General features: G+C 66.1%; 18 protein-coding genes. 8 read left to right on the forward strand and 10 right to left on the reverse strand.

The window, feature by feature from the left end; translation table 11 throughout:
- Positions 1–12: 12 nt before the first annotated feature.
- Both aceK and can read right to left on the reverse strand, forming a co-directional pair.
- On the reverse strand, positions 13–1,911 hold the full coding sequence (aceK, locus tag GTZ97_RS12710; RefSeq protein WP_161651088.1) for a bifunctional isocitrate dehydrogenase kinase/phosphatase: 1,899 nt from the start codon (positions 1,909–1,911) through the stop codon (positions 13–15).
- A 25-nt stretch (positions 1,912–1,936) separates the two neighbouring features.
- Positions 1,937–2,596 (reverse strand): carbonate dehydratase, encoded by a 660-nt coding sequence (gene can, locus GTZ97_RS12715; RefSeq protein ID WP_161651013.1) that lies wholly within the window; start codon positions 2,594–2,596, stop codon positions 1,937–1,939.
- A gap of 60 nt (positions 2,597–2,656) precedes the next feature.
- Between can and GTZ97_RS12720 the strand changes: the two genes are divergently transcribed.
- Positions 2,657–3,751 (forward strand): MBL fold metallo-hydrolase, encoded by a 1,095-nt coding sequence (locus tag GTZ97_RS12720; protein ID WP_161651014.1) that lies wholly within the window; start codon positions 2,657–2,659, stop codon positions 3,749–3,751.
- A 24-nt stretch (positions 3,752–3,775) separates the two neighbouring features.
- Here the strand turns inward: GTZ97_RS12720 and GTZ97_RS12725 are convergent, their stop codons facing one another.
- From GTZ97_RS12725 to GTZ97_RS12750, 6 genes are all read right to left on the reverse strand, one after another.
- Complete coding sequence (locus GTZ97_RS12725) at positions 3,776–4,702, reverse strand: M48 family metallopeptidase (RefSeq protein ID WP_236651198.1); 927 nt, start codon at positions 4,700–4,702, stop codon at positions 3,776–3,778.
- Positions 4,699–5,307, reverse strand: a complete 609-nt coding sequence (gene gmhB / locus GTZ97_RS12730; RefSeq protein ID WP_161651015.1) for a D-glycero-beta-D-manno-heptose 1,7-bisphosphate 7-phosphatase — start codon at positions 5,305–5,307, stop codon at positions 4,699–4,701. The genes GTZ97_RS12725 and gmhB overlap by 4 nt, the downstream gene beginning before the upstream one ends.
- Positions 5,308–5,345: 38 nt before the next feature.
- A complete protein-coding gene (glyS, locus tag GTZ97_RS12735) occupies positions 5,346–7,541 on the reverse strand; it encodes a glycine--tRNA ligase subunit beta (RefSeq protein WP_161651016.1) in 2,196 nt (731 codons plus the stop codon).
- A 2-nt stretch (positions 7,542–7,543) separates the two neighbouring features.
- Positions 7,544–8,464 carry a glycine--tRNA ligase subunit alpha gene (gene glyQ / locus GTZ97_RS12740; protein ID WP_161651017.1) on the reverse strand — a complete coding sequence of 307 codons (921 nt, stop codon included), beginning with the start codon at positions 8,462–8,464 and terminating at the stop codon, positions 7,544–7,546.
- 80 nt (positions 8,465–8,544) lie between these two features.
- Positions 8,545–10,134 carry an apolipoprotein N-acyltransferase gene (lnt, locus tag GTZ97_RS12745; protein WP_161651018.1) on the reverse strand — a complete coding sequence of 530 codons (1,590 nt, stop codon included), beginning with the start codon at positions 10,132–10,134 and terminating at the stop codon, positions 8,545–8,547.
- Positions 10,134–11,036 carry a CorC family transporter gene (locus GTZ97_RS12750; protein ID WP_161651019.1) on the reverse strand — a complete coding sequence of 301 codons (903 nt, stop codon included), beginning with the start codon at positions 11,034–11,036 and terminating at the stop codon, positions 10,134–10,136. Before GTZ97_RS12750 ends, lnt begins: the two co-directional genes overlap by 1 nt.
- Before the next feature lie 102 nt (positions 11,037–11,138).
- Between GTZ97_RS12750 and GTZ97_RS12755 the strand changes: the two genes are divergently transcribed.
- Positions 11,139–12,194, forward strand: coding sequence for a CobW family GTP-binding protein (locus GTZ97_RS12755; RefSeq protein ID WP_161651020.1), 1,056 nt, complete (start codon positions 11,139–11,141; stop codon positions 12,192–12,194).
- A 54-nt stretch (positions 12,195–12,248) separates the two neighbouring features.
- Here GTZ97_RS12755 and GTZ97_RS17010 read toward each other — a convergent pair whose 3' ends face one another.
- Positions 12,249–12,434, reverse strand: coding sequence for a hypothetical protein (locus tag GTZ97_RS17010; protein WP_161651021.1), 186 nt, complete (start codon positions 12,432–12,434; stop codon positions 12,249–12,251).
- Between the two features lie 148 nt (positions 12,435–12,582).
- On the opposite strand from GTZ97_RS17010, the gene dksA reads away from it, so the two are divergent.
- The 4 genes from dksA (at position 12,583) to hslU (ending at position 16,792) form a co-directional block, all read left to right on the forward strand.
- Positions 12,583–13,056 (forward strand): RNA polymerase-binding protein DksA, encoded by a 474-nt coding sequence (gene dksA / locus GTZ97_RS12765; protein ID WP_161651022.1) that lies wholly within the window; start codon positions 12,583–12,585, stop codon positions 13,054–13,056.
- Positions 13,057–13,100: 44 nt separating this feature from the next.
- Positions 13,101–14,804, forward strand: a complete 1,704-nt coding sequence (locus GTZ97_RS12770) for an STAS domain-containing protein (RefSeq protein ID WP_161651023.1) — start codon at positions 13,101–13,103, stop codon at positions 14,802–14,804.
- Between the two features lie 91 nt (positions 14,805–14,895).
- Positions 14,896–15,444 carry an ATP-dependent protease subunit HslV gene (gene hslV, locus GTZ97_RS12775; RefSeq protein WP_161651024.1) on the forward strand — a complete coding sequence of 183 codons (549 nt, stop codon included), beginning with the start codon at positions 14,896–14,898 and terminating at the stop codon, positions 15,442–15,444.
- A 19-nt stretch (positions 15,445–15,463) separates the two neighbouring features.
- Positions 15,464–16,792, forward strand: coding sequence for an ATP-dependent protease ATPase subunit HslU (gene hslU / locus GTZ97_RS12780; protein WP_161651025.1), 1,329 nt, complete (start codon positions 15,464–15,466; stop codon positions 16,790–16,792).
- Here the strand turns inward: hslU and GTZ97_RS12785 are convergent.
- Positions 16,782–17,558, reverse strand: a complete 777-nt coding sequence (locus GTZ97_RS12785) for a type III pantothenate kinase (protein ID WP_161651026.1) — start codon at positions 17,556–17,558, stop codon at positions 16,782–16,784. The genes hslU and GTZ97_RS12785 overlap by 11 nt on opposite strands.
- Positions 17,559–17,801: 243 nt before the next feature.
- Between GTZ97_RS12785 and GTZ97_RS12790 the strand changes: the two genes are divergently transcribed.
- Positions 17,802–18,383, forward strand: a complete 582-nt coding sequence (locus tag GTZ97_RS12790; protein ID WP_161651027.1) for a chalcone isomerase family protein — start codon at positions 17,802–17,804, stop codon at positions 18,381–18,383.
- A gap of 96 nt (positions 18,384–18,479) precedes the next feature.
- A complete protein-coding gene (locus GTZ97_RS12795) occupies positions 18,480–19,343 on the forward strand; it encodes an HDOD domain-containing protein (RefSeq protein ID WP_161651028.1) in 864 nt (287 codons plus the stop codon).
- The last annotated feature ends 1 nt before the right edge of the window (position 19,344 follow it).

Consider the following 19,344-nt stretch of genomic DNA (forward strand, 5'->3'; position numbering starts at 1 on the left):
GGGCGGGCGGCATCAGTCGCCCGAGGCCCCCCCGGCCGTGAAGCCCTTGAGCACGCCCTGATCGTGCACGTTCGCGCCCAGCGGACGCACATCCACAGGCTCCTCCACCGGCACCATGTCGGACGACGGCTGCTCCGGATCCAGGCCCATCTCGCGGATCTTGTGAATGAAGCGGCGTGAGCGGTCGTACGGGAACACGTCGTGCACGTACCCCGCCAGGATGCGCTCCTTGTGCTGCTGCCAGAACTCGGGCTCCAGCAGGTCAGCGTGGTGTTGCATGAAGATGCCCCGCACGCGGGGATCGCCCAGCAGGAAGGGGCCGAAGGTCTCGGGAAAGACATCGCGCGGCCCCACCGTGTACCAGATCTCGCCCGACATCTCTTCTTCTTCGTTGCGCGGCTCGGGCACCTTGCGGAAGTTGCAGTCGGTGATGTACTCGATCTCGTCGTAGTCGTAGAACACGACCTTGCCGTTGCGCGTCACGCCAAAGTTCTTCCACAGCATGTCGCCAGGGAAGATGTTGGCGGCCACCAGGTCCTTGAGCGCATTGCCGTACTCGATCACGGCGTGCTCGAGCGCCTCGCCCTCGGCTTCCTGGATGTAGATGTTGAGCGGCACCATGCGGCGCTCGATGTAGAGGTGCTTGAGCACCAGCACCTTGCCATCTTCGTCTTCTTCCATCACGCTGGGCGCGAACTTCTCGAGTTCGGCAATCAGCTCGTCGTCGAAGCGATCCCGCGGAAAGGCCACATTGGTGAACTCGAGCGAGTCAGCCATGCGCCCGACCCGGTCGTGCTGCTTGACCAACTGGTACTTGCTCATGATGAGCTCGCGGGTGGTTTCCTTCTGCGGCGGGAAGTAATCCTTGATGACCTTGAAGACGAAGGGATACGACGGCAGGTCGAACACCAGCATCACCATGCCCTTGATGCCCGGGGCGATGCGGAACTTGTCGCTGGAGTGGCGTAAGTGGAAGAGGAAGTCGCGGTAGAACAGATTCTTGCCGTGCTTCTGCAGGCCGATGGCGCTGTACAACTCGCTGCGGGGGCGGCGCGGCATCAGACTGCGCAGAAACTGCACATAGGCCGAGGGCACCAGCATGTCGACCATGAAGTAGGCGCGCGCGAAACTGAAGAGCGCCAGCAGGTCGTCTTCGCCGAACAGGGCCGCGTCGATGTACAGCCGGTTCTTGGCGTTGTGCAGGATGGGCAGCGCAAACGGCAGGCTGCGGAAGCCATTGACCAGCTTGCCGACGATGTAGGCGCCCTTGTTCCGGTAGAACAGCGATGACAGCACCTGGATCTGGAAGTTGGTGCGCAGGCGCACATTGCCCACCTCTTCCAGCAAGGCCTCGTAGACCAGCCCGATGTCGCGGTCCAGATCGACGAACGGCACCTGCAGGTCGTAGCTCTGCACCACCGTTTTGATGGTCTCGCGCAGGTTGGCGCGCGTGGGGTAATAGGCTCGGAAGGTGCAGCCGCCCTTGCCGTCTTCGTCGTCGATGTACTCGGTGGACACCGCCGGGCGCACGAAGATGAAGTCGTTGCGGTAGTACTTGCGATGCAGGATCTGGATGGTGACCGAGTTGAAGAAGGTCTCGGCCAGTTCAGGCTGACGGTGACCGGTCAGCAGCCCGATGTAGAACAGCTTGATCTGGTGCCAGACCTCCATGGGCAGCGTGCTGGCGCCATATTCCTGCTCCAGGCGCTCGATGGCCTCGTCCACCCGCAGGTCGTAGAACTCGATCCGCACGCGCTGGGCCGTCTGCTGCGCATGCCAGTCGGCCTCTTCGAAGCGCTTCTTGGCCTGCGCGCTGGTTTCGCTGAAGATGCGGTAGTGGCGGTCGAAGCCTTCGAGCAGCGCTCGGGCGATCTCGAAGACACGGGGATCGGTGATCTGCTGGGGAAACATCATGCGCGACCGGAAGGCGCCGGAATCAGCCGGCGTAACGCTGTTGCAACGCGCCGAGCGCGGCCTGGTAGGCGGGCATCACGTCATCGGATGACGCCACCGACATGCGCAGGTCGTTGATCAGCCCATTATGCAGGCCATAGACCCAACCGTGAACCTGAACCGACTGCCCCCGCGCCCAGGCTTCCTGCACCACGGTGGTCTGGCAGACATTGAGGCACTGCTCCAGCACATTGAGCTCGCACAGGGCATCCAGCCGCACCCGGCCCGCCTCGGGCAAATCGGCCAGCCAGTCACGATGATGGTTGCGTACGTCCTGCACGTGGCGCAGCCAGTTGTCGGCAAGGCCAATGCGCTGGTTGGTCATGGCGGCATGAACGCCGCTGCAGCCATAGTGGCCCACAACGATGATGTGCTTGACCTTGAGCGAGTCGATCGCGAACTCCATGACCGACAGGCAGTTGAGATCGGAGTGGACCACGACGTTGGCGACGTTGCGGTGCACGAACATCTCCCCTGGCAGCAACCCGACGATCTCATTGGCCGGCACACGGCTGTCGCTGCAGCCAATCCACAGGTATTCGGGCGACTGCTGCTGTTGCAGGCGAGAAAAGAAACCCGGCGTGCGCTGCTCGATGTCGCGCGCCCAGGCCTTGTTGTTGTCAAACAGGTGGTCCAGCTTCATGGCGACAGTGTAGACACCGCCCAGCACAAAACCGGGGCCGCAGGCACAATCGGCGGCACGATGTCGCACACAGACCGCCCCACCTCGCCAGCCGCCCCTGCCCCCAACGCGCCCGATTACCCCTGGGGCACCCAGATGCCGGCCGTGGGCCAGAGCATGCCCCTGATGGCCGGCCTGCGCTGGGTCCGCATGCCCCTGCCCTTCGCGCTGGACCACATCAACCTGTGGGTGCTCGACGACAAGGACGAGGCTGGCCCGGGCTGGACGGTGGTCGACACCGGTGTGGCCACCGCCGCCATCCGTCAGGCCTGGGAAGCGCTGTGGACGGGCGAGCTGGCGGGCCATCCGCTGCTGCGTGTGGTCGCCACGCACATGCACCCCGATCATGTCGGCAATGCGCAGTGGCTGATCGAGCGTTTCAGTGGCGCCGAGCCCGCGCGCCTGTGGATGAGCGCCACCGACCACTTGGCCGCGCTGCTGGCCTGCAAGGAAACCACGGGTTACGGCGGCGAGCGGGCGGCCACCTACTTCCGCAGCCATGGTCTGCTGGACGAAGGCGCCGCAGCCCAGATCCGCGAGCGGGGCGACTACTACGCGTCGATGGTGCCGGATGTGCCCCGGACCTACCGCCGACTGCGTGACGGCATGACGGTGCACATCGGTGAGCGAGCCTGGCAATGCATTGCCGGCTATGGTCACAGCCCGGAGCACATCAGTCTGTACGACGCGCGGGACGGCGTGCTGATTGCCGGCGACATGATGCTGCCGTCCATCTCGACCAACGTCAGCGTGGTCGACATGGAGCCCGAGGCCGACCCGCTGGGCCTGTTTCTGGATTCGGTGCGCGCGCTGCGCGCCCTGCCGGCCGACACCCTGGTGCTGCCCTCTCACGGGCGGCCTTTCAAAGGGCTGCACGACCGCATCACGGCGCTGGAGACCCACCACGCCCACCGGCTGGACGATGTGATGGCCTGCGCGCGCCGCGCGCCGGTGAGTGCGGCCGAGTTGCTGCCCGTGCTGTTCCGCCGGCAGCTGGATCTGCATCAGACCACGTTTGCCATGGGCGAGGCCGTGGCCCACCTCAACCACCTGTGGCATCGGGGTCAACTCACGCGCGCCCGCGACTCTGAGGGCGTCTGGCGCTTCAGCACCTGAGACAGGGCAACCGAGGCCCGTCGATCAGTCGGGCACCACCATGCGGCGCAAGGCGGCGCGCGGCTCGTCGAAATCGGGCATGACGGCCCGCACCACGTCCCAGAAGCGGGGACTGTGGTTCATCTCGCGCAGGTGGGCCAGTTCATGGGCCACCACGTAATCGACCACACGCGGGCCAAAGTGCACCAGCCGCCAGTGCAGGCGGATGGAGCCATCCGCGCTGGCGCTGCCCCAGCGCGTGCGCGCCGACGACAGGCTCACCCGCTTGACGTTGACACCCAGCAAACCTGCGTAATGCGCCACCCGCGCCTCGAACAGTTGCCGGGCCTGGCGCTGCAGCCAGGCCTGCACACCGTCGCGGATCTGGTTGGCGTCGGCATCGTGCGGCAAGCCGACAAGCAGTTCAGGCGATGGCGACAACGCGCGGTGCACGCCCGTGCGCGTGGGGTCCAGCACCACGCGCAGCGTTTCACCGAGGAAAGGCAACTCCGCCCCGTTGCGCCATTCAATGCGCGCCGACGGCGCCTGCTGCCGCTGGTGCCATTCGAGCAGCTTGTTGCAGATCCAGCGCTCCTTGGCGCGCAGGGCCGACTCGACGTCAACCAGGCTCACCCAACGCGGTGCGCGCACGCTCAGGCCCTCCGGGCCGACGACCATGCCAATGCTGCGGCGATGGGCACGCGTGAACTCATAGCCCACCACAGCCCGCGTCAGGCGGATCTCGCGGTCGGCCCGTGGGTGGCGAAAACACGGCACGGTGGCCACGGCAGCCGGCGCGGCGCGCTCGGCTTGGGCCGGCGCGCGCATGCCGCCCGCCTGTTCGCTGGCCTGCTCGCTGACTTGTTCGATCTCGCGCCCAGGCTCGCCACCACGCGCCGCGGGTGCTGCCGCGTCATCCCACAGGGATAACTGGGCCGCCGTCGGCTCGTTCAGGCGCCTTGAAAGGCTCAAGAGAACTCTCCCATGTGGGTGGCCACCGGACTGTCTTCGCCATGGATGCGGCGGTCGCGCAGGATCAGGAAGTCGGCAAAGGCCGAGAGATCGGGGTGGATGGTGAGGTCGGGCACCCGGCGCAACAGGTCATGGATGTCGGTATCCGTCATGGTCGCGGCCTGGCCTGTGCGCACCAGGTGTGGCTCGCAGCCCACTGACTGCGCCGCCAGCACATCGCGCGGCAGATCCCCCACCATCGGCACGCCCTCCAGCCCCACCCCAAAGCGCTGGCCGATCATCTGAAACAGGCCCGGCTGAGGCTTGCGACAGCTGCAGTGGTCCTCCGGTGTGTGCGGGCAGAAGAACACGGCCTCGATCCGGCCGCCCACGCGCGCCAGCATCTGGTTCATCTTGGCGTGCATGGCGTTGAGCGCCACCATGTCGAACAGGCCGCGGCCGATGCCCGACTGGTTGGTGGCGACCACCACCTGCCAGCCGGCGTGATTGAGCCGCGCAATCGCCTCCAGTGCGCCGGGCAAAGGCACCCACTCGTCCGCGGACTTGATGTAGTCCTCGCGCTCGTGGTTGATCGTGCCGTCGCGATCAAGGATGACGAGTTTCATGCCCTCTCCAGGGTTGGCGCTGCGCACGGTGGTGGCTCTCAGGCGGCCAGCCGCGACAGGTCTGCCACGCGGTTCATCGCCCCATGGAGCGTCGCCAGCAGGCCCAGGCGGTTGGCCTTCAAGGCTGCATCATCCGCGTTCACCATCACGCCGTCAAAGAATGCATCGACTGGCGCCTTCAGCGCGGCCAGCGCCTGCAGCGATGCGGCATAGTCGCCGCGGTCGAACGCAGACTGGGCCGCCGGCGCCACCGACTGCAATGCCTCGTACAGGCTGGCTTCGGCGGCCTCGCGCAACAGCGCCGTGTCGACCCTGGCTTCGACCGCGGTATCGGCCTTCTTGAGGATGTTGCCCACGCGCTTGTTGGCAGCGGCCAGCGAGGCCGCCTCGGGCAGGCCTGTGAAGGCCCGCACTGCCGCCAGACGACGCGGCACCTCGCTGAGACGCGCGGGTTGCAGCGCCAGCACAGCGTCGACTTCCTGGGCGCTGTAGCCCTGCTCGCGCAGCGACACGGCCAGACGGTCGGCCAGGAAGCCCAGCAAAGCCTCGCTCGGGTCAGTGATCAGGTCACCGAAGGTGGCCGCAGCGGCCTTCACCAGCTCGGGCAAGGCCAGCGGCAACTCGCGCTCGATCAGGATGCGGATGACGCCCAGCGCATGGCGGCGCAGCGCAAACGGGTCCTTGTCGCCTGTCGGCAGCTGGCCGATGCCGAACAGGCCCACCAGGGTTTCCAGCTTGTCGGCCAGCGCCACCACGGTGCCCGTGTGGTTGCGCGGCAGGCTGTCGCCCGCAAAGCGCGGCTTATAGTGGTCTTCGATGGCGATGGCCACGCCATCACGCAGGCCTTCGTGGCGGGCGTAGTAGCCGCCCATGATGCCCTGCAGCTCGGGGAACTCGCCCACCATGTCGGTCAGCAGATCGGTCTTGGCCAGGCTGGCCGCCTGCTGAACCTTGCTGTCGAGCACGTCGAAGTGGTCCTTGTCGTCCACCGAGTAAGGCACGGTGGCCAGGCGCAGCTGGCTGACGATGGCGTGCGCAATGCCGCGAACACGCTCGGCACGCTCGCCCTGGGTGCCCAGCTTGTTGTGATAAACCACCTTGGCCAGGCCGGGCAGGCGGGACGCCAGCGTCTTCTTGCGATCCTGATCGAAGAAGAACTTCGCATCGGCCAGGCGTGGGCGCACCACCCGCTCGTTGCCGCCGATCACGGCCGAGGGGTCTTCCGGGCTGATGTTGCTGACGATCAGAAACTGGTTGGTCAGCTTGCCCTCGGCGCCCGGCGCGGTGTTGAGCAGCGGGAAGTACTTCTGGTTGGCCTTCATCGTCAGGATCAGGCACTCCTGCGGCACTTCCAGAAACGCTTCTTCGAAACGCCCCGTCAGCACATTGGGCCGCTCGACCAGCGCGGTGACCTCATCCAGCAAGGCCTCGTCTTCGATGGGCTGCAGACCCTTACCCGCCTTGCTTGCGGCCTCGGCCAACTGGCGGCCGATCTCGGCTCGGCGCTCGGCAAAGCTGGCAATCACAGCCCCTTCGTGGCGAAGCTGATCGGCATAGGTGTCGGCGGTGCGGATCACCACCGGGTCAACCTTGGCTTCGAAACGGTGGCCGTGCGTGGTGCGACCGGCCTTCAGGCCCAAGGCCCGCACCGGCACCTCCTGGTCACCATGCAGCGCGACGATGCCATGCGCCGGGCGTACGAAGTGCACACTCGTCCAGCCCGGCTGGAAGGTGTCGCCCTCGCCTTGCTCAAGCTGGTAGGTCATGACCTTGGGAATCGGTAGCTTGGCCAGGGTCTCGTCCAGCGCCTTTTGCAGGCCCTCGGCCAGCGTGACGCCGGCCTTGACGCTGTCAAGGAACAGGGCCTCGGCCTTGCCATCGGGCAGGCGCTTGAGTTGCGGCACCACCTCGGCGCCCACACCCAGCGACGCCAGCTTCTTCAGCAGCGCAGGCGTGGCCTGCCCGGCCGCATCCAGCGCCACGGCCACGGGCATCAGTTTTTGCTGCACGGCCTGGTCGGCGGCCTTGGCGGCCACGCCGGTCACGTGCACGGCCAGGCGACGCGGCGAGGCATACGGTGTCACCACGGCATCGGCGGTCGCCAGGCCCTGGGCCTTGAGGCTGTCAGCCAGCACATGGGCAAAGGCCTCACCCAGCTTTTTCAGCGCCTTGGGCGGCAGCTCTTCAACAAACAGTTCGACCAGCAGGTTGGCGGTGTGTTGCGGGGTCGTCATGCTCAGGCCGCCTTCTTGTTGTTCAGTTGTTCGATCACTTCATCGGCCCAGGCCTTCGGCGCCATCGGGAAGCCCAATCGGGCGCGGCTGTCCAGGTAGCTGGCCGCCACGCTGCGCGCCAGGTTGCGGATGCGGCCGATGTAGCCGGCGCGCTCGGTCACCGAGATGGCGCCCCGGGCGTCCAGCAGGTTGAAGGTGTGGGCGGCCTTGAGCACCTGCTCGTAAGCCGGCAGGGCCAACTGCTGCTCCATCAGGTACTTGGCCTGCGTTTCATAGTTGCCGAACGCCCCCAGCAAGAACTCGACATTGCTGTGCTCGAAGTTGTAGGTGGACTGCTCGACTTCGTTCTGGTGGAACACATCGCCATACTTGATGCCCGGCGCGTAGACCAGGTCATACACGTTCTCGACACCCTGCAGGTACATGGCCAGGCGCTCCAGGCCGTAGGTGATCTCGCCGGTGATCGGCTTGCAGTCGATGCCGCCGACCTGCTGGAAGTAGGTGAACTGCGTCACTTCCATGCCGTTGAGCCAGACCTCCCAGCCCAGGCCCCAGGCGCCGAGCGTCGGGTTCTCCCAGTCGTCTTCGACGAAGCGGATGTCGTTCTTCTTCAGGTCGAAGCCCAGCGCCTCGAGCGAACCCAGATAGAGCTCGAGGATGTTCGCTGGCGCCGGCTTGAGCACGACCTGGTATTGGTAGTAGTGCTGCAGGCGGTTGGGATTCTCGCCGTAGCGGCCGTCCTTGGGGCGGCGGCTGGGCTGCACATAGGCGGCCTTCCAGGGCTCGGGGCCCAGGGCGCGCAGAAAGGTGGCCGTGTGGCTGGTGCCGGCGCCCACTTCCATGTCGTATGGTTGCAGGAGGGCGCAGCCCTGGGCATCCCAGTAGCTTTGAAGACGCAGGATCAGTTGCTGGAAGGTCAGCATGGTCAGGCCTTGGTCGTCGCCTTGGGCGACGGCAGATGGATGAAAGCTGGCGCACCGAAGACGATGCGAAACCCTTGATTCTAGTGAGGGATCGCCCCGGTGGCTGCACGCGCCCCGGCGACACGCCGCCAACACGCGACGCCAGCCACCCCCACGAGCGCCGCGAGCAGCAGGGGCAGCAGCCCCCACGCTCCCGCCCAGCGCGCGAACGGGGTCACGCCGGCTCGCCCCTGTACGTCGCCATGCAGAACGCCCCGCTCGTTGGCCGGCAGCGCCGCGCGCACCACCCCCAGGTGGTCGATGACCACAGTGGCGCCGGTGTTCGTCGCACGCACTGTAGGCAGCTGAAACTCCAACGAACGCAGCCGGGCGATCTGCAGATGCTGATGAATGGCCACCGACTCACCAAACCAGGCCAGATTGCTGAGATTGGCCAGGATGGTGGGCGTGGTCTCAGGCCGCCTGAAACGCGCGGCGATCTCTTCCCCGAACAAGTCTTCGTAGCAGATGGTGGGCGCCACACGCTGCACCCCGACCTGGAACGACGGGGCAGCCAGGGGCCCGCGGGCAAAGTCGCCCAGCGGGATGTTCATCAGGTTGACGAACCACCGGAAGCCCCAGGGTATGAACTCGCCAAATGGCACCAGATGGTGCTTGTCGTAGCGATAAAACCCCTCCGGCTGAGCAGCCGTCTGGGCCGACAGGCCTGCCACCGAGTTGGTGTAGCCCTGCTCAAAGTCGCCCAGGGGCAACCCGATCAGCGCGTGGCGACCACCATCAGCGGCAAAGGCTGACACCAGCCCTTCCCAATAGCCGTTCGGCAACTGCGACGGCAACAGCGGGATGGCCGTCTCAGGCGCCACGACCAGATCGGCATCGGCCGCCAGCAACTGCTGGGCGTGCCAGGCCAGCATGGCACCCTGATAGGTGGGCACAAACTTTTCGTCCTGCGGAACATTCCCCTGCAGCAGGCTCACCCTCAGGGGCGCGCCATGCGGCTCGGTGAACTGCGGCCCCCGAACCGGCCCGAGCAGACCCAGCGACGCTGTACCGAGCACGATCAGTGATCGCCACAGCCAACCTGTTTGCCTGGCCAGCAGGCAGATCACCGCCACGCCAGCCGCCCAAATCGCACCCATGCCGTACACGCCCACCCAGGGCGCCAGCGCAACGAAGGGGCTGTCCAGCAGGCCATAGCCGCTGGCCCCCCATGGAAAGCCCGTAAAGAGATAGGCCCGGGCCAGTTCGGCCAGCAACCACACCGCAGCCAGCAACACGGCGTCGGGCAAGGCCAGGCCCGTGCGCCACCGCGCCCAAGCCCAGCCGGCAACAGCCAGGTACAAGGACAAAGCCACGCAGAGCAGGTACACCGCCAAGGCCGCCAACCACGCCGGCAGCCCGCCAAACCGGTGCAGGCTCACGAACATCCAGCCCGTGGCGCCGATCAGCCAGACCGAACCGTACACCCAAGCCAGCAGCGCACCATCGCGCGGACGGCGGGTCGCCGACAAAAGCATCACCAGACCGGCAAACGCCAACGTCTGAAGGGCATAAGGCAGGGCTGCGTGGACACCGGCCGCCCACGGCGACAGCGATCCGGCATGGAGCGCACCGGCCAAGGCAGCCCACAGGCCGCGCTGCCACAGCGGCCGGACATCAGCCTGCTGCATCACGCCAGCCCGGCCTCGTCTGCGGGGAGGGCCCGCGTGACCTTGAACCAGCGCACCGCTCCGCCCCGCGCCAGCATCACCATGAAGCGCAGGCCGCCCAGGTTGACCTGCTCGCCCCTGCGGGGCACACGGCCCAGCTCATGGGCCACCAGGCCGCCAATGGTGTCGAAGTCATCGTCTGGCAACTGGGTGCCGAACGCCTCATTCACCGCGGCTATCTCGACATCTCCGGCCACGCGCTGGCTTCCATCGGCCAGGGTGAAGATGCCCGACTCCTCCTCCTCGTCGTCGAACTCGTCCTCGATCTCGCCGACGATCTCCTCCAGCACGTCTTCGATCGTGATCAGGCCAGCCGTCTGACCGAACTCGTCGATCACGATGGCCAGATGGCTGCGGTTGGTGCGGAACTCGCGCAGCAGCTCGTTGAGTCCCTTGGATTCGGGCACGAACATCGCCGGACGCAACAGCGTGCGCAGGTTCAGCTCCGGCGCCCGCTGCAGCTTGAGCAAATCCTTGGCCAGCAGGATGCCGATGATGTTGTCGCGGCTGCCTTCGAACACCGGAAAGCGCGAATGCGCGGTGTCGATCACGGTGCGCAGCAGCTCCTCGTACGGCGCATCGATGTCCAGCAGGTCCATGCGCTTGAAGGCGACCATGACATCGCCCGCGGTCATGCCGGCCATGCGGATCACGCCTTCGAGCATCACGCGCGATTCCGGCTCGATGAGGTCGCGGTGCTCGGCGTCTGCCAGGGTCTTGATGAGTTCGGCTGTGGAGTCCGGCCCGGGGGACAGGAACTCAATCAGGCGTACGAACAGACTACGGGGGTCACGCGGGCGCCCGATAGGCGCGCCGCCGTGGCGGTCAGACCGGTGCGGTCGACTGGGAGGGTGATCGGACACGGAATCGGTGTCGTGGTTGCAACGGCCCAAGAATAACCCAGACGCCGCCGTCGGCCTTGTCCCCCGCTCCCACGTGGAAAAACACCGGGCTACACTAATCGGATGAGCCTCATTCCTGTCACCATCCTCACCGGCTTCCTGGGCAGCGGCAAGACCACGCTGCTCAAGCGCATCCTCAGCGAGTCGCACGGTCAGCGCATCGCCGTCATCGAAAACGAGTTCGGCGAAGAAAACATCGACAACGACATCCTCGTGGCCGACACGCAGGAGCAGATCATCCAGATGAGCAACGGCTGCGTCTGTTGCACCATCCGGGAAGACTTGCGCGCCACGCTGGCCGACTTGGCCAAACAACGCAAGGCCGGCACCCTGACCTTCGACCGCGTGGTGATCGAGACCACCGGCCTGGCCGATCCGGGCCCGGTCGCCCAGACGTTCTTCATGGACGACGAGATCGCGGAGCTGTACCTGCTCGACGCGATCGTCACCCTGGTGGATGCCAAGCACGGCAACCAGCAGCTCAACGACCGCCAGGAGGCGCGCCGCCAGGTGGGCTTTGCCGACCAGATCTTCCTGAGCAAGACCGATCTGGTCACCGCCGACGAAGCCGAGGCCCTTTCCCACCGCATCAAGCACATGAACCCGCGGGCGCCGCAGCAGCGGGTCAACTTCGGCGATGTGCCCCTGCAGGTGTTCCTGGACATCCGCGGCTTCAACCTGAACGCCAAACTCGATATCGACCCGGACTTCCTCAAGGAAGATGGGCATGGGCACGGTCATCACCACCATCACCACGACCACGGGCATGACCACGACTGTGGTCACGACCACTGTGATCACCCGCACCACCACGCGCACGATGACGACGTCAAGTCGTTCGTCTACAAGGCAACCAAGCCGTTCAACGCCACCAAGCTGGAAGATTTCCTGGGCTCGATGGTGCAGATCTACGGCCCCAAGATGCTGCGCTACAAAGGCGTGCTGCACGTGGCCGGCATGGACCGCAAGGTGATCTTCCAGGGCGTACACCAGCTCATGGGCAGCGACATGGGACCGAAGTGGGCCGCGGGCGAGTCCAAGGTCAGCAAGATGGTTTTCATCGGCATTGACCTGCCGCAGGATCTGTTCAAGGCTGGCCTGGATCAGTGCCTCAACTGAGTGCTGCACACCACATCAAGGGATGTCCTGGCGCGTGCAGCCGACGATCCATGGCTACAATCCGCGCGCCTGCCGTGTCACCATGGCGCCCTGAACCGGGCGCGCCAGAAGAGCGGCGGCGTCGGGAAGCAGTACCTGGCCCGATCTGTCACCTTGCGGCACCAGCCCAACGCACAGGAGGTTCACCGTGACGAAAAGCACCCCGGCGGCAAAAACGTCCGCCCGCAGCAGCGAATCCACCCGCAGCAAGGCCTCCGGGGCGCGGGCGGGTGCCAAAGTGAATCCTCAAGCCTCGGGCGCAGCGTCCGAAACAGCCGTATCGGCGCCTCCAGCACCGAGCCGCCCCAAGGCGGCCCCGGCGCGCGCCACCAACCCACCGAACGAGAACATGCCGACTCCCGCCACCAAGGTTGACTCCAAACTCGCCAACGCCTGGAAAACCAAGGCCGGGCGCGAACTGAGCGAGCCCGAGCTGATGGCCATGCCCGAGGCCGAGTACATGAACGACAAGCAGCTCGATTTCTTCCGCGCCCGGCTGGAAGCGCAGAAGGAAGACCTGCTGTCCAACGCTGGCGAGACCACCGAGCACCTGCGCGAAGACACCTCCATCGTGCCCGATCCGGCCGACCGGGCCACCATCGAGGAAGAGCACGCACTGGAGCTGCGCACACGTGACCGCGAGCGCAAGCTGCTCAAGAAGATCGCCCAGGCACTCGCGCGCATCGATGCTGGCGAGTACGGCTTCTGCGACGAAACGGGTGAGCCCATCGGCCTGGGTCGGCTTCTGGCCCGCCCCACGGCCACCCTCTCGCTCGAGGCCCAACAGCGGCGCGAGCTCAAACAGAAGATGTTTGGCGACTGAGCGGCAGCGCGCCCCACTCCCATACACACAACCAGGTTGAGCAGGTGAGCAAGGAATCCGGCGGATTCTTCAGGAAAGTAGCCAAGTTCGTGGCCAATCCGACGACGGACTGGGCTGAGCTGGACCGGGCGCGCACCTCCCCTGGCGAAAGCGAGTTCGCCAAAAGCGAGATCAAGGCCATGATCGAGCGCAAGCGGCGCAACGACTTCGTGCGCAAACGCGAACTCGACATGCTGCGCAAGATCCGCCGTGAAGGGCTCACGCCAGATGCTGCCCTCGCCCTGGGCAGCCCCTCGAACCTCGACCCCGAATCGAGCCCCCATGCGGGCGCGCGCTCGGACATGGCCGTGAAGGCCAAGATCGACGCCATCGAGCAGCAAATGGTGGGCGTGGTCACCCGCCAGCCAGTCGAAACCCCAGCCGCTCGCCCAAGCGTTCAGCCGATCCGGCTGCACGACATGCCGTCCCCGCCCGACGCCATCACCAGCCCGGCCACGCTGCCCTACGAAGACACCGCACCGGAGATCTCGCAAGCCGTGCTCGACGCGGCACGTGGCGCCCTGCCCGGCGCCAGCGGCGCTCGCCCGGCCAGTGTGCCCACCCTCCAGGCCGCTCTTGATGTGATCGAGGTCATGCACGACCCCGAACTGGACGAGGCCGTCATCGCCTTCGCCAATGCCGACTTCGATCAGTGCGAACGCGGGCTGATGGCCCTGGTCCAGCCCGGGGCCGCGCGCCACGACCATCTGGATACCTGGATGGTGTTGTTTGATCTGTACCGCGCGTTGGATCTGCCCCAGAAGTTCGAACAGCTCGCTGTGGCCTTCCTGCAGAAGTTCGGCGTCTCACCACCCCAGTGGTATTCGCTGCCGGACAAGGTCAGCCGCTTCCTCGGGCAGGGCGAGCGCCCCCCCGCACTCTCCGGCGCAGCGCAGCCAGAGGCTGTACCTGCCGACGACGTGGTGACGCGGGAAGGCTGGCTCGCGCCTGCCGTGCTGGACACGGACGCCATGGCCGCGTTACGCATTGCCTGTCTGCAGCTGCCCCGTCCCTGGACCATGTCATGGGACCACGTCCAGGACATCCGCCCCGAGGGGGCCGCCATGCTGGCCCAGACCATGAACCAATGGGCCAACGATGGTCAGCCACTGGTCTGGCACGGCATCGAGGTCCTGCTCGACCGCCTGGCCGAGCTCAGCCCCACAGGTTCGCGTGACGCCGATCCGGCTTTCTGGATGCTGAAGCTGGCGATCTTGCGGCTGACCAACCGCCCGGAGCTGTTCGATGAGGTGGCCATCGACTACTGTGTCACCTACGAGCTCAGCCCCCCCTCCTGGGAGCCAGCCCGGGGCCAAGTGCTCACCACCGCTGACACCGTCAGCCCGCCCACCCGGCCGCTGTCGCATGTCAGCGAGGTCACGACCAGCTTCGTCGAGTCGCAGATGCACGACGATGTCGAGTTCGTGCAGGTGGCGACACTCAACCTATCCGGCCAGTTGCTCGGCGACATCGGCGACACCTTGGCCAAGCTGGACGACCAGCTGGGAGCCAGCGTCACGCTGGAAATCGACTGCCAGCATCTGCTGCGCGTTGATTTCATCGCTGCAGGCGATCTGCTCAACTGGGTGCTTGCCCGTCGCAGTGAGGGCCGCGAGGTGCATTTCATGCAACCTCACCGGCTCGTGGCGCTCTTCTTCGGCGCCATGGGCATCAACGAACACGCGCGCGTCAAGCTTCAGCACGTCTGATCGACGCCACCGATCAGGCCGGTATCAGGGTGCCTCTTGAAACCGGGCGAAGCGCCGCCATCTACCCGGCTTTGTACACCCATTTCCGGACATGGACTCCTATCACGGCACCACCATCGTCAGCGTTCGCCGGCAGACCGACCAGGGCTGGCAAGTCGCCATTGGCGGCGACGGTCAGGTCACCCTGGGCCACATCGTCGTCAAGGCCAGCGCGCGCAAGGTGCGCAAGCTCTATCGCGACCAAGTCCTCGCCGGCTTTGCCGGGGCCACGGCTGACGCCTTCACGCTGTTCGAGCGCTTCGAGGCCAAGCTTGAGAAGCACCAGGGGCACCTGGCCCGCGCTGCGGTCGAGCTGACCCGCGACTGGCGAACCGACCGTGTCCTGCGCCGGCTGGAGGCCATGCTGGCCGTGGCCGACCGCGAGACCTCGCTGATCATCACAGGCAACGGCGACGTGCTGGAGCCCGAGCACGGCATCATCGCCATCGGCTCTGGCGGGGCGTATGCCCAGGCTGCGGCACGCGCCTTGCTGCAGCACACCGCTCTGCCTGCGGCCGATGTGGTCAAGCGCTCGCTCGAGATTGCCGGCGACCTGTGCATCTACACCAACCAGAACCACACCCTGGAGACGCTGGGCTGAGGCCGCGCGCAGACACACCATGAGCATGACACCCCAGGAAATCGTCAGCGAGCTCGACCGCCACATCATCGGCCAGCGCGACGCCAAGCGGGCCGTCGCCATCGCCCTGCGCAACCGCTGGCGCCGCCAGCAGGTCGATGACAAGCTGCGTGGCGAAATCACGCCCAAGAACATCCTGATGATCGGCCCCACCGGCGTGGGCAAGACCGAGATCGCGCGCCGACTGGCCAAGCTGGCTGATGCCCCGTTCATCAAGGTCGAGGCCACGAAGTTCACCGAGGTGGGCTATGTGGGCAAGGACGTCGACACCATCGTGCGCGATCTGGTCGAGGCCGCCATCAAGCAAGAGCGCGCGCGCCAGATGCAGGCCCAGCGTGCCCGCGCCGAGGACGCCGCCGAAGACCGCATCCTCGATGTGCTCGTTCCGCCGCCGCGCAACGAGCTGGGTTTCAGCGCACCGCCAGCCGACAGCACGGCCCGCCAGGTGATGCGCAAGCGCCTGCGCGAGGGCACGCTGGACGACAAGGAGATCGAGGTCGAGCTGGCCGAGGCCAAGCCCGCCGCCGTCGAGATCATGGGCCCCTCGGGCATGGAGGAGATGGCCGAGCAGCTTCGTGGCATGTTCGCCCAGCTCGGCCAGGGCAAGCGCAAGATGCGCAAGGTGACCGTCGCCGAAGCCCGCGCACAGCTCATCGAAGAAGAAGCCGCCAAGCTGCTCAATGAAGACGACATCCGCGCGCGCGCGCTGGAGCGTGCCGAACAGAACGGCATCGTGTTCATCGATGAAATCGACAAGGTGGCCTCGCGCTCGGACGCCCAGGGCGCCGATGTGTCCCGCCAAGGCGTGCAACGCGACCTGCTGCCGCTGGTCGAGGGCACGACAGTCAACACCAAGTACGGCATGGTCAAGACCGACCACATGCTGTTCATCGCCTCAGGCGCCTTCCACCTCAGCCGGCCCAGCGACCTCATTCCCGAGCTGCAGGGGCGGTTTCCGATCCGGGTCGAGCTCGCGCCCTTGTCCGTGGACGACTTCGAGGCCATCCTGACCCAGCCCTCGGCCAGCCTGATCAAGCAGTACCAGGCGCTGCTCGCCACCGAAGGCGTGAATCTGTCCTTCCAGGGCGATGCGGTCCGCCGGATCGCCGAACTGGCTCATCAGGTCAACGAGCGCACCGAGAACATTGGCGCGCGGCGGCTGGCCACCCTGCTGGAGCGCCTGCTGGAAGACCTGTCATTCGATGCGCCCAACCTGTCTGGTCAGGCTCGGATGATCGATGCGGCAGAAGTGGATCGGCGGTTGGGCGAGCTGGCCGGCAACGAAGACCTGTCGCGCTTCATTCTGTGACCGTCGGGGCCAGCGCCAGCAGGCCCTCGAAGATCAGGTTTTCGACCACGGTGGCGGGCAAGGTGTCGATGTGCGACAGGCGCGACACGGCCCCGCCCGACATCACCAACTGCGGCGCCCGGCCGCAGTGCTGCTGAAGCCGCCGCATCAGGCGCTCGATGGCGCCGGCGATGGCATCGGTGCCGCCGCTCATCAGCGCATCGCTCGTGTTGCGCGGGAAGTCGCGCACCTCACCCGTCGGCACCTTCAGGCCAGCCGTGCCACTTTCCAGCGCCCGGTACATCAGGCCAAAGCCCGGCAAAATTAGCCCACCCAGGAAACGGCCCTGGGCATCGATGGCGTCCACGGTCACCGCCGTGCCCACCATGACGGCAATGGCCGGTGGCGGGTCTTGCGGGTGCTCGCGCAACACGTGCTGCCGTGCGCCGACAATGGCCGCCCAGCGGTCTGCGCCCAGGCGATGCGGGTGTTCATAGCCGTTTTCCACCCCGGCCGCCTGCCGTGAGGCCGCCACCCACCTGGGGGCAAGGCCCCACCCCTCGGCCAACTGTTCTTCCACGCGACGCTTGATCGCCTCCCCGGCCACCACGCAACCCAACATGGCCGTGGGCCGTGGCGTCAAGGCACGCCAGCCCATTTCCCAGAGGTAGTCGATGTCTTCCAGCACGACGGCACCATGCGCCAGCAGCGGTGCGCCGGGCACCGCCCCCCCATAGAGGCCCCACTTCAGACGGGTGTTGCCGATATCGATGAGGAGGAACGACATGGGAAAGCTCGCAGACAGGCGTAACGCCCAGAAGAAAGCCAGCATTGTCGGCGAAGAACACCCTACAAGCGCCCAGACCATGACGCTCCTTGGCACCAAGGGCAAACCATGCCCTCGGTTACCCTGAGGTTGACGCGCCGACGCGGCATCCTGCACGACATATCGGGATCAACCCTGTCGTCTCGCTCGCATAATCTTCCGTTGAGACAGCACTTCATCCCGTTGGACAACCAAGGAGATTTCATGAAAGCCATTTTGCGTACCACCCTGGCCGGTGCCATTCTGAGCCTGGCGCTGGGCGCCCATGCGGCCGTTGACGTCAGCGGCATCAAGTTCAACGACACGGTGTCGGTGGCCGGCCAGACCCTGCAGCTCAATGGCGCTGGCAAGCGCGTCCGCATCATCGTCGACGTCTATGCCATGGGGCTGTATGTGCCCAAAGTGGAAAACGACGCCGCGGCACTGATGCGCGGCCCGGGCCCTAAGAGCGTGCAGATCGTGCTGATGCGTGACCTCAGCGGCGAGGACTTCGCGGAAGCCATGATCAAGGGCTTCAATCAGAACCACAGCGACGCCGACCGCGCTCGCTTCCAGCCCCGCCTCGACGAGCTCAGCGCCGCCATGCGCGGCTTCGGCAAGATCACCAAGGGCACCGTCGTCAACATGAACCAGGTGCCTGGTGCGGGTCTGCGCGTGCTGGTCAATGGCGAACAGCGCGCCAAGGACATCCCGGGCGACGACTTCTACGCCGCCATTCTGAAGATCTGGCTGGGCGACAAGCCTGCCGACTCGGACCTGAAGAACGCGCTGCTGAAGAACCGCTGAGGGGACGGGCTGCCCCGCGTGACGCAATGCGCACGGGGGGCGGGCCATCACGCCACGGCCCTTGCCCCGGACGCCAGCCTGACCGATAACATCAACATGCCGCTGTCGCCCGCACACACCATCGACGCCCCCTTACCCAGTCTGCAGCACTGGGTGGATGCCCTGTTGGATGCGCCCGTGCCTGTGCTGCCAGGCACCGTGGCCGAACTGAGCCAGTTGCGCGACATCGAAGACAGCCATGGCAGCGTGGACGCCCACACGCTGTCTGAAGCATTCGGTCACGACCCGTTGATGACGCTCAGCGTGCTGACGCACGCGGCGCGCCACTGCCGGCGCGCCGGCGTCGAGCCCCCCGAAACGCTGGTGGGTGCCATCGTGATGCTGGGCATTGGCCCGTTCTTCAAGGCGTACGAAGCACCCGTTTCCGTGCTGGATTGGCTGCGCCCCCACCCCGAGGCCATCAGCGGTCTGCTGAAGGTCGTCACCCGTGCGCGGCGCGCCTCGCGCTTTGCGGTGAGCTTCGCGCTGAGGCGGCAGGACGAAGACGCGGTGGTCATTCAGGAAGCTGCGCTGCTGCACGACTTTGCTGAGATGATGCTGTGGTGTCATGCACCTGCCCTGGCACAGACCATGGCCAGCCGGCTGGCGGACGATCACACCCTTCGCTCGGCACAGGTGCAACGCGATGTGCTCGGCATCGAACTCGGCGATCTGGCCCAGTTGCTGATGCGCGCATGGAGCCTGCCGCCCCTGCTGATTGAGTGCACCGACGACCGCATTGCCCACCATCCCAAGATCCGCACCACCATGCTGGCCGTGCGCTTGGCTCGCCATTCTCAGCACGGCTGGGAAGACCCGCACGCCGTGGCCGCCCTGCCCGATGACGTCGCCGACGTCGCCGCGCTGCTGAACGTCTCGCGCGATGCGGCCTGGAATCTGATCCAGGGCATCGACAGCTGAA

Origin of the sequence: Aquabacterium fontiphilum, assembly GCF_009909205.1 — a bacterium.
Lineage (GTDB): Bacteria > Pseudomonadota > Gammaproteobacteria > Burkholderiales > Burkholderiaceae_C > Aquabacterium > Aquabacterium fontiphilum.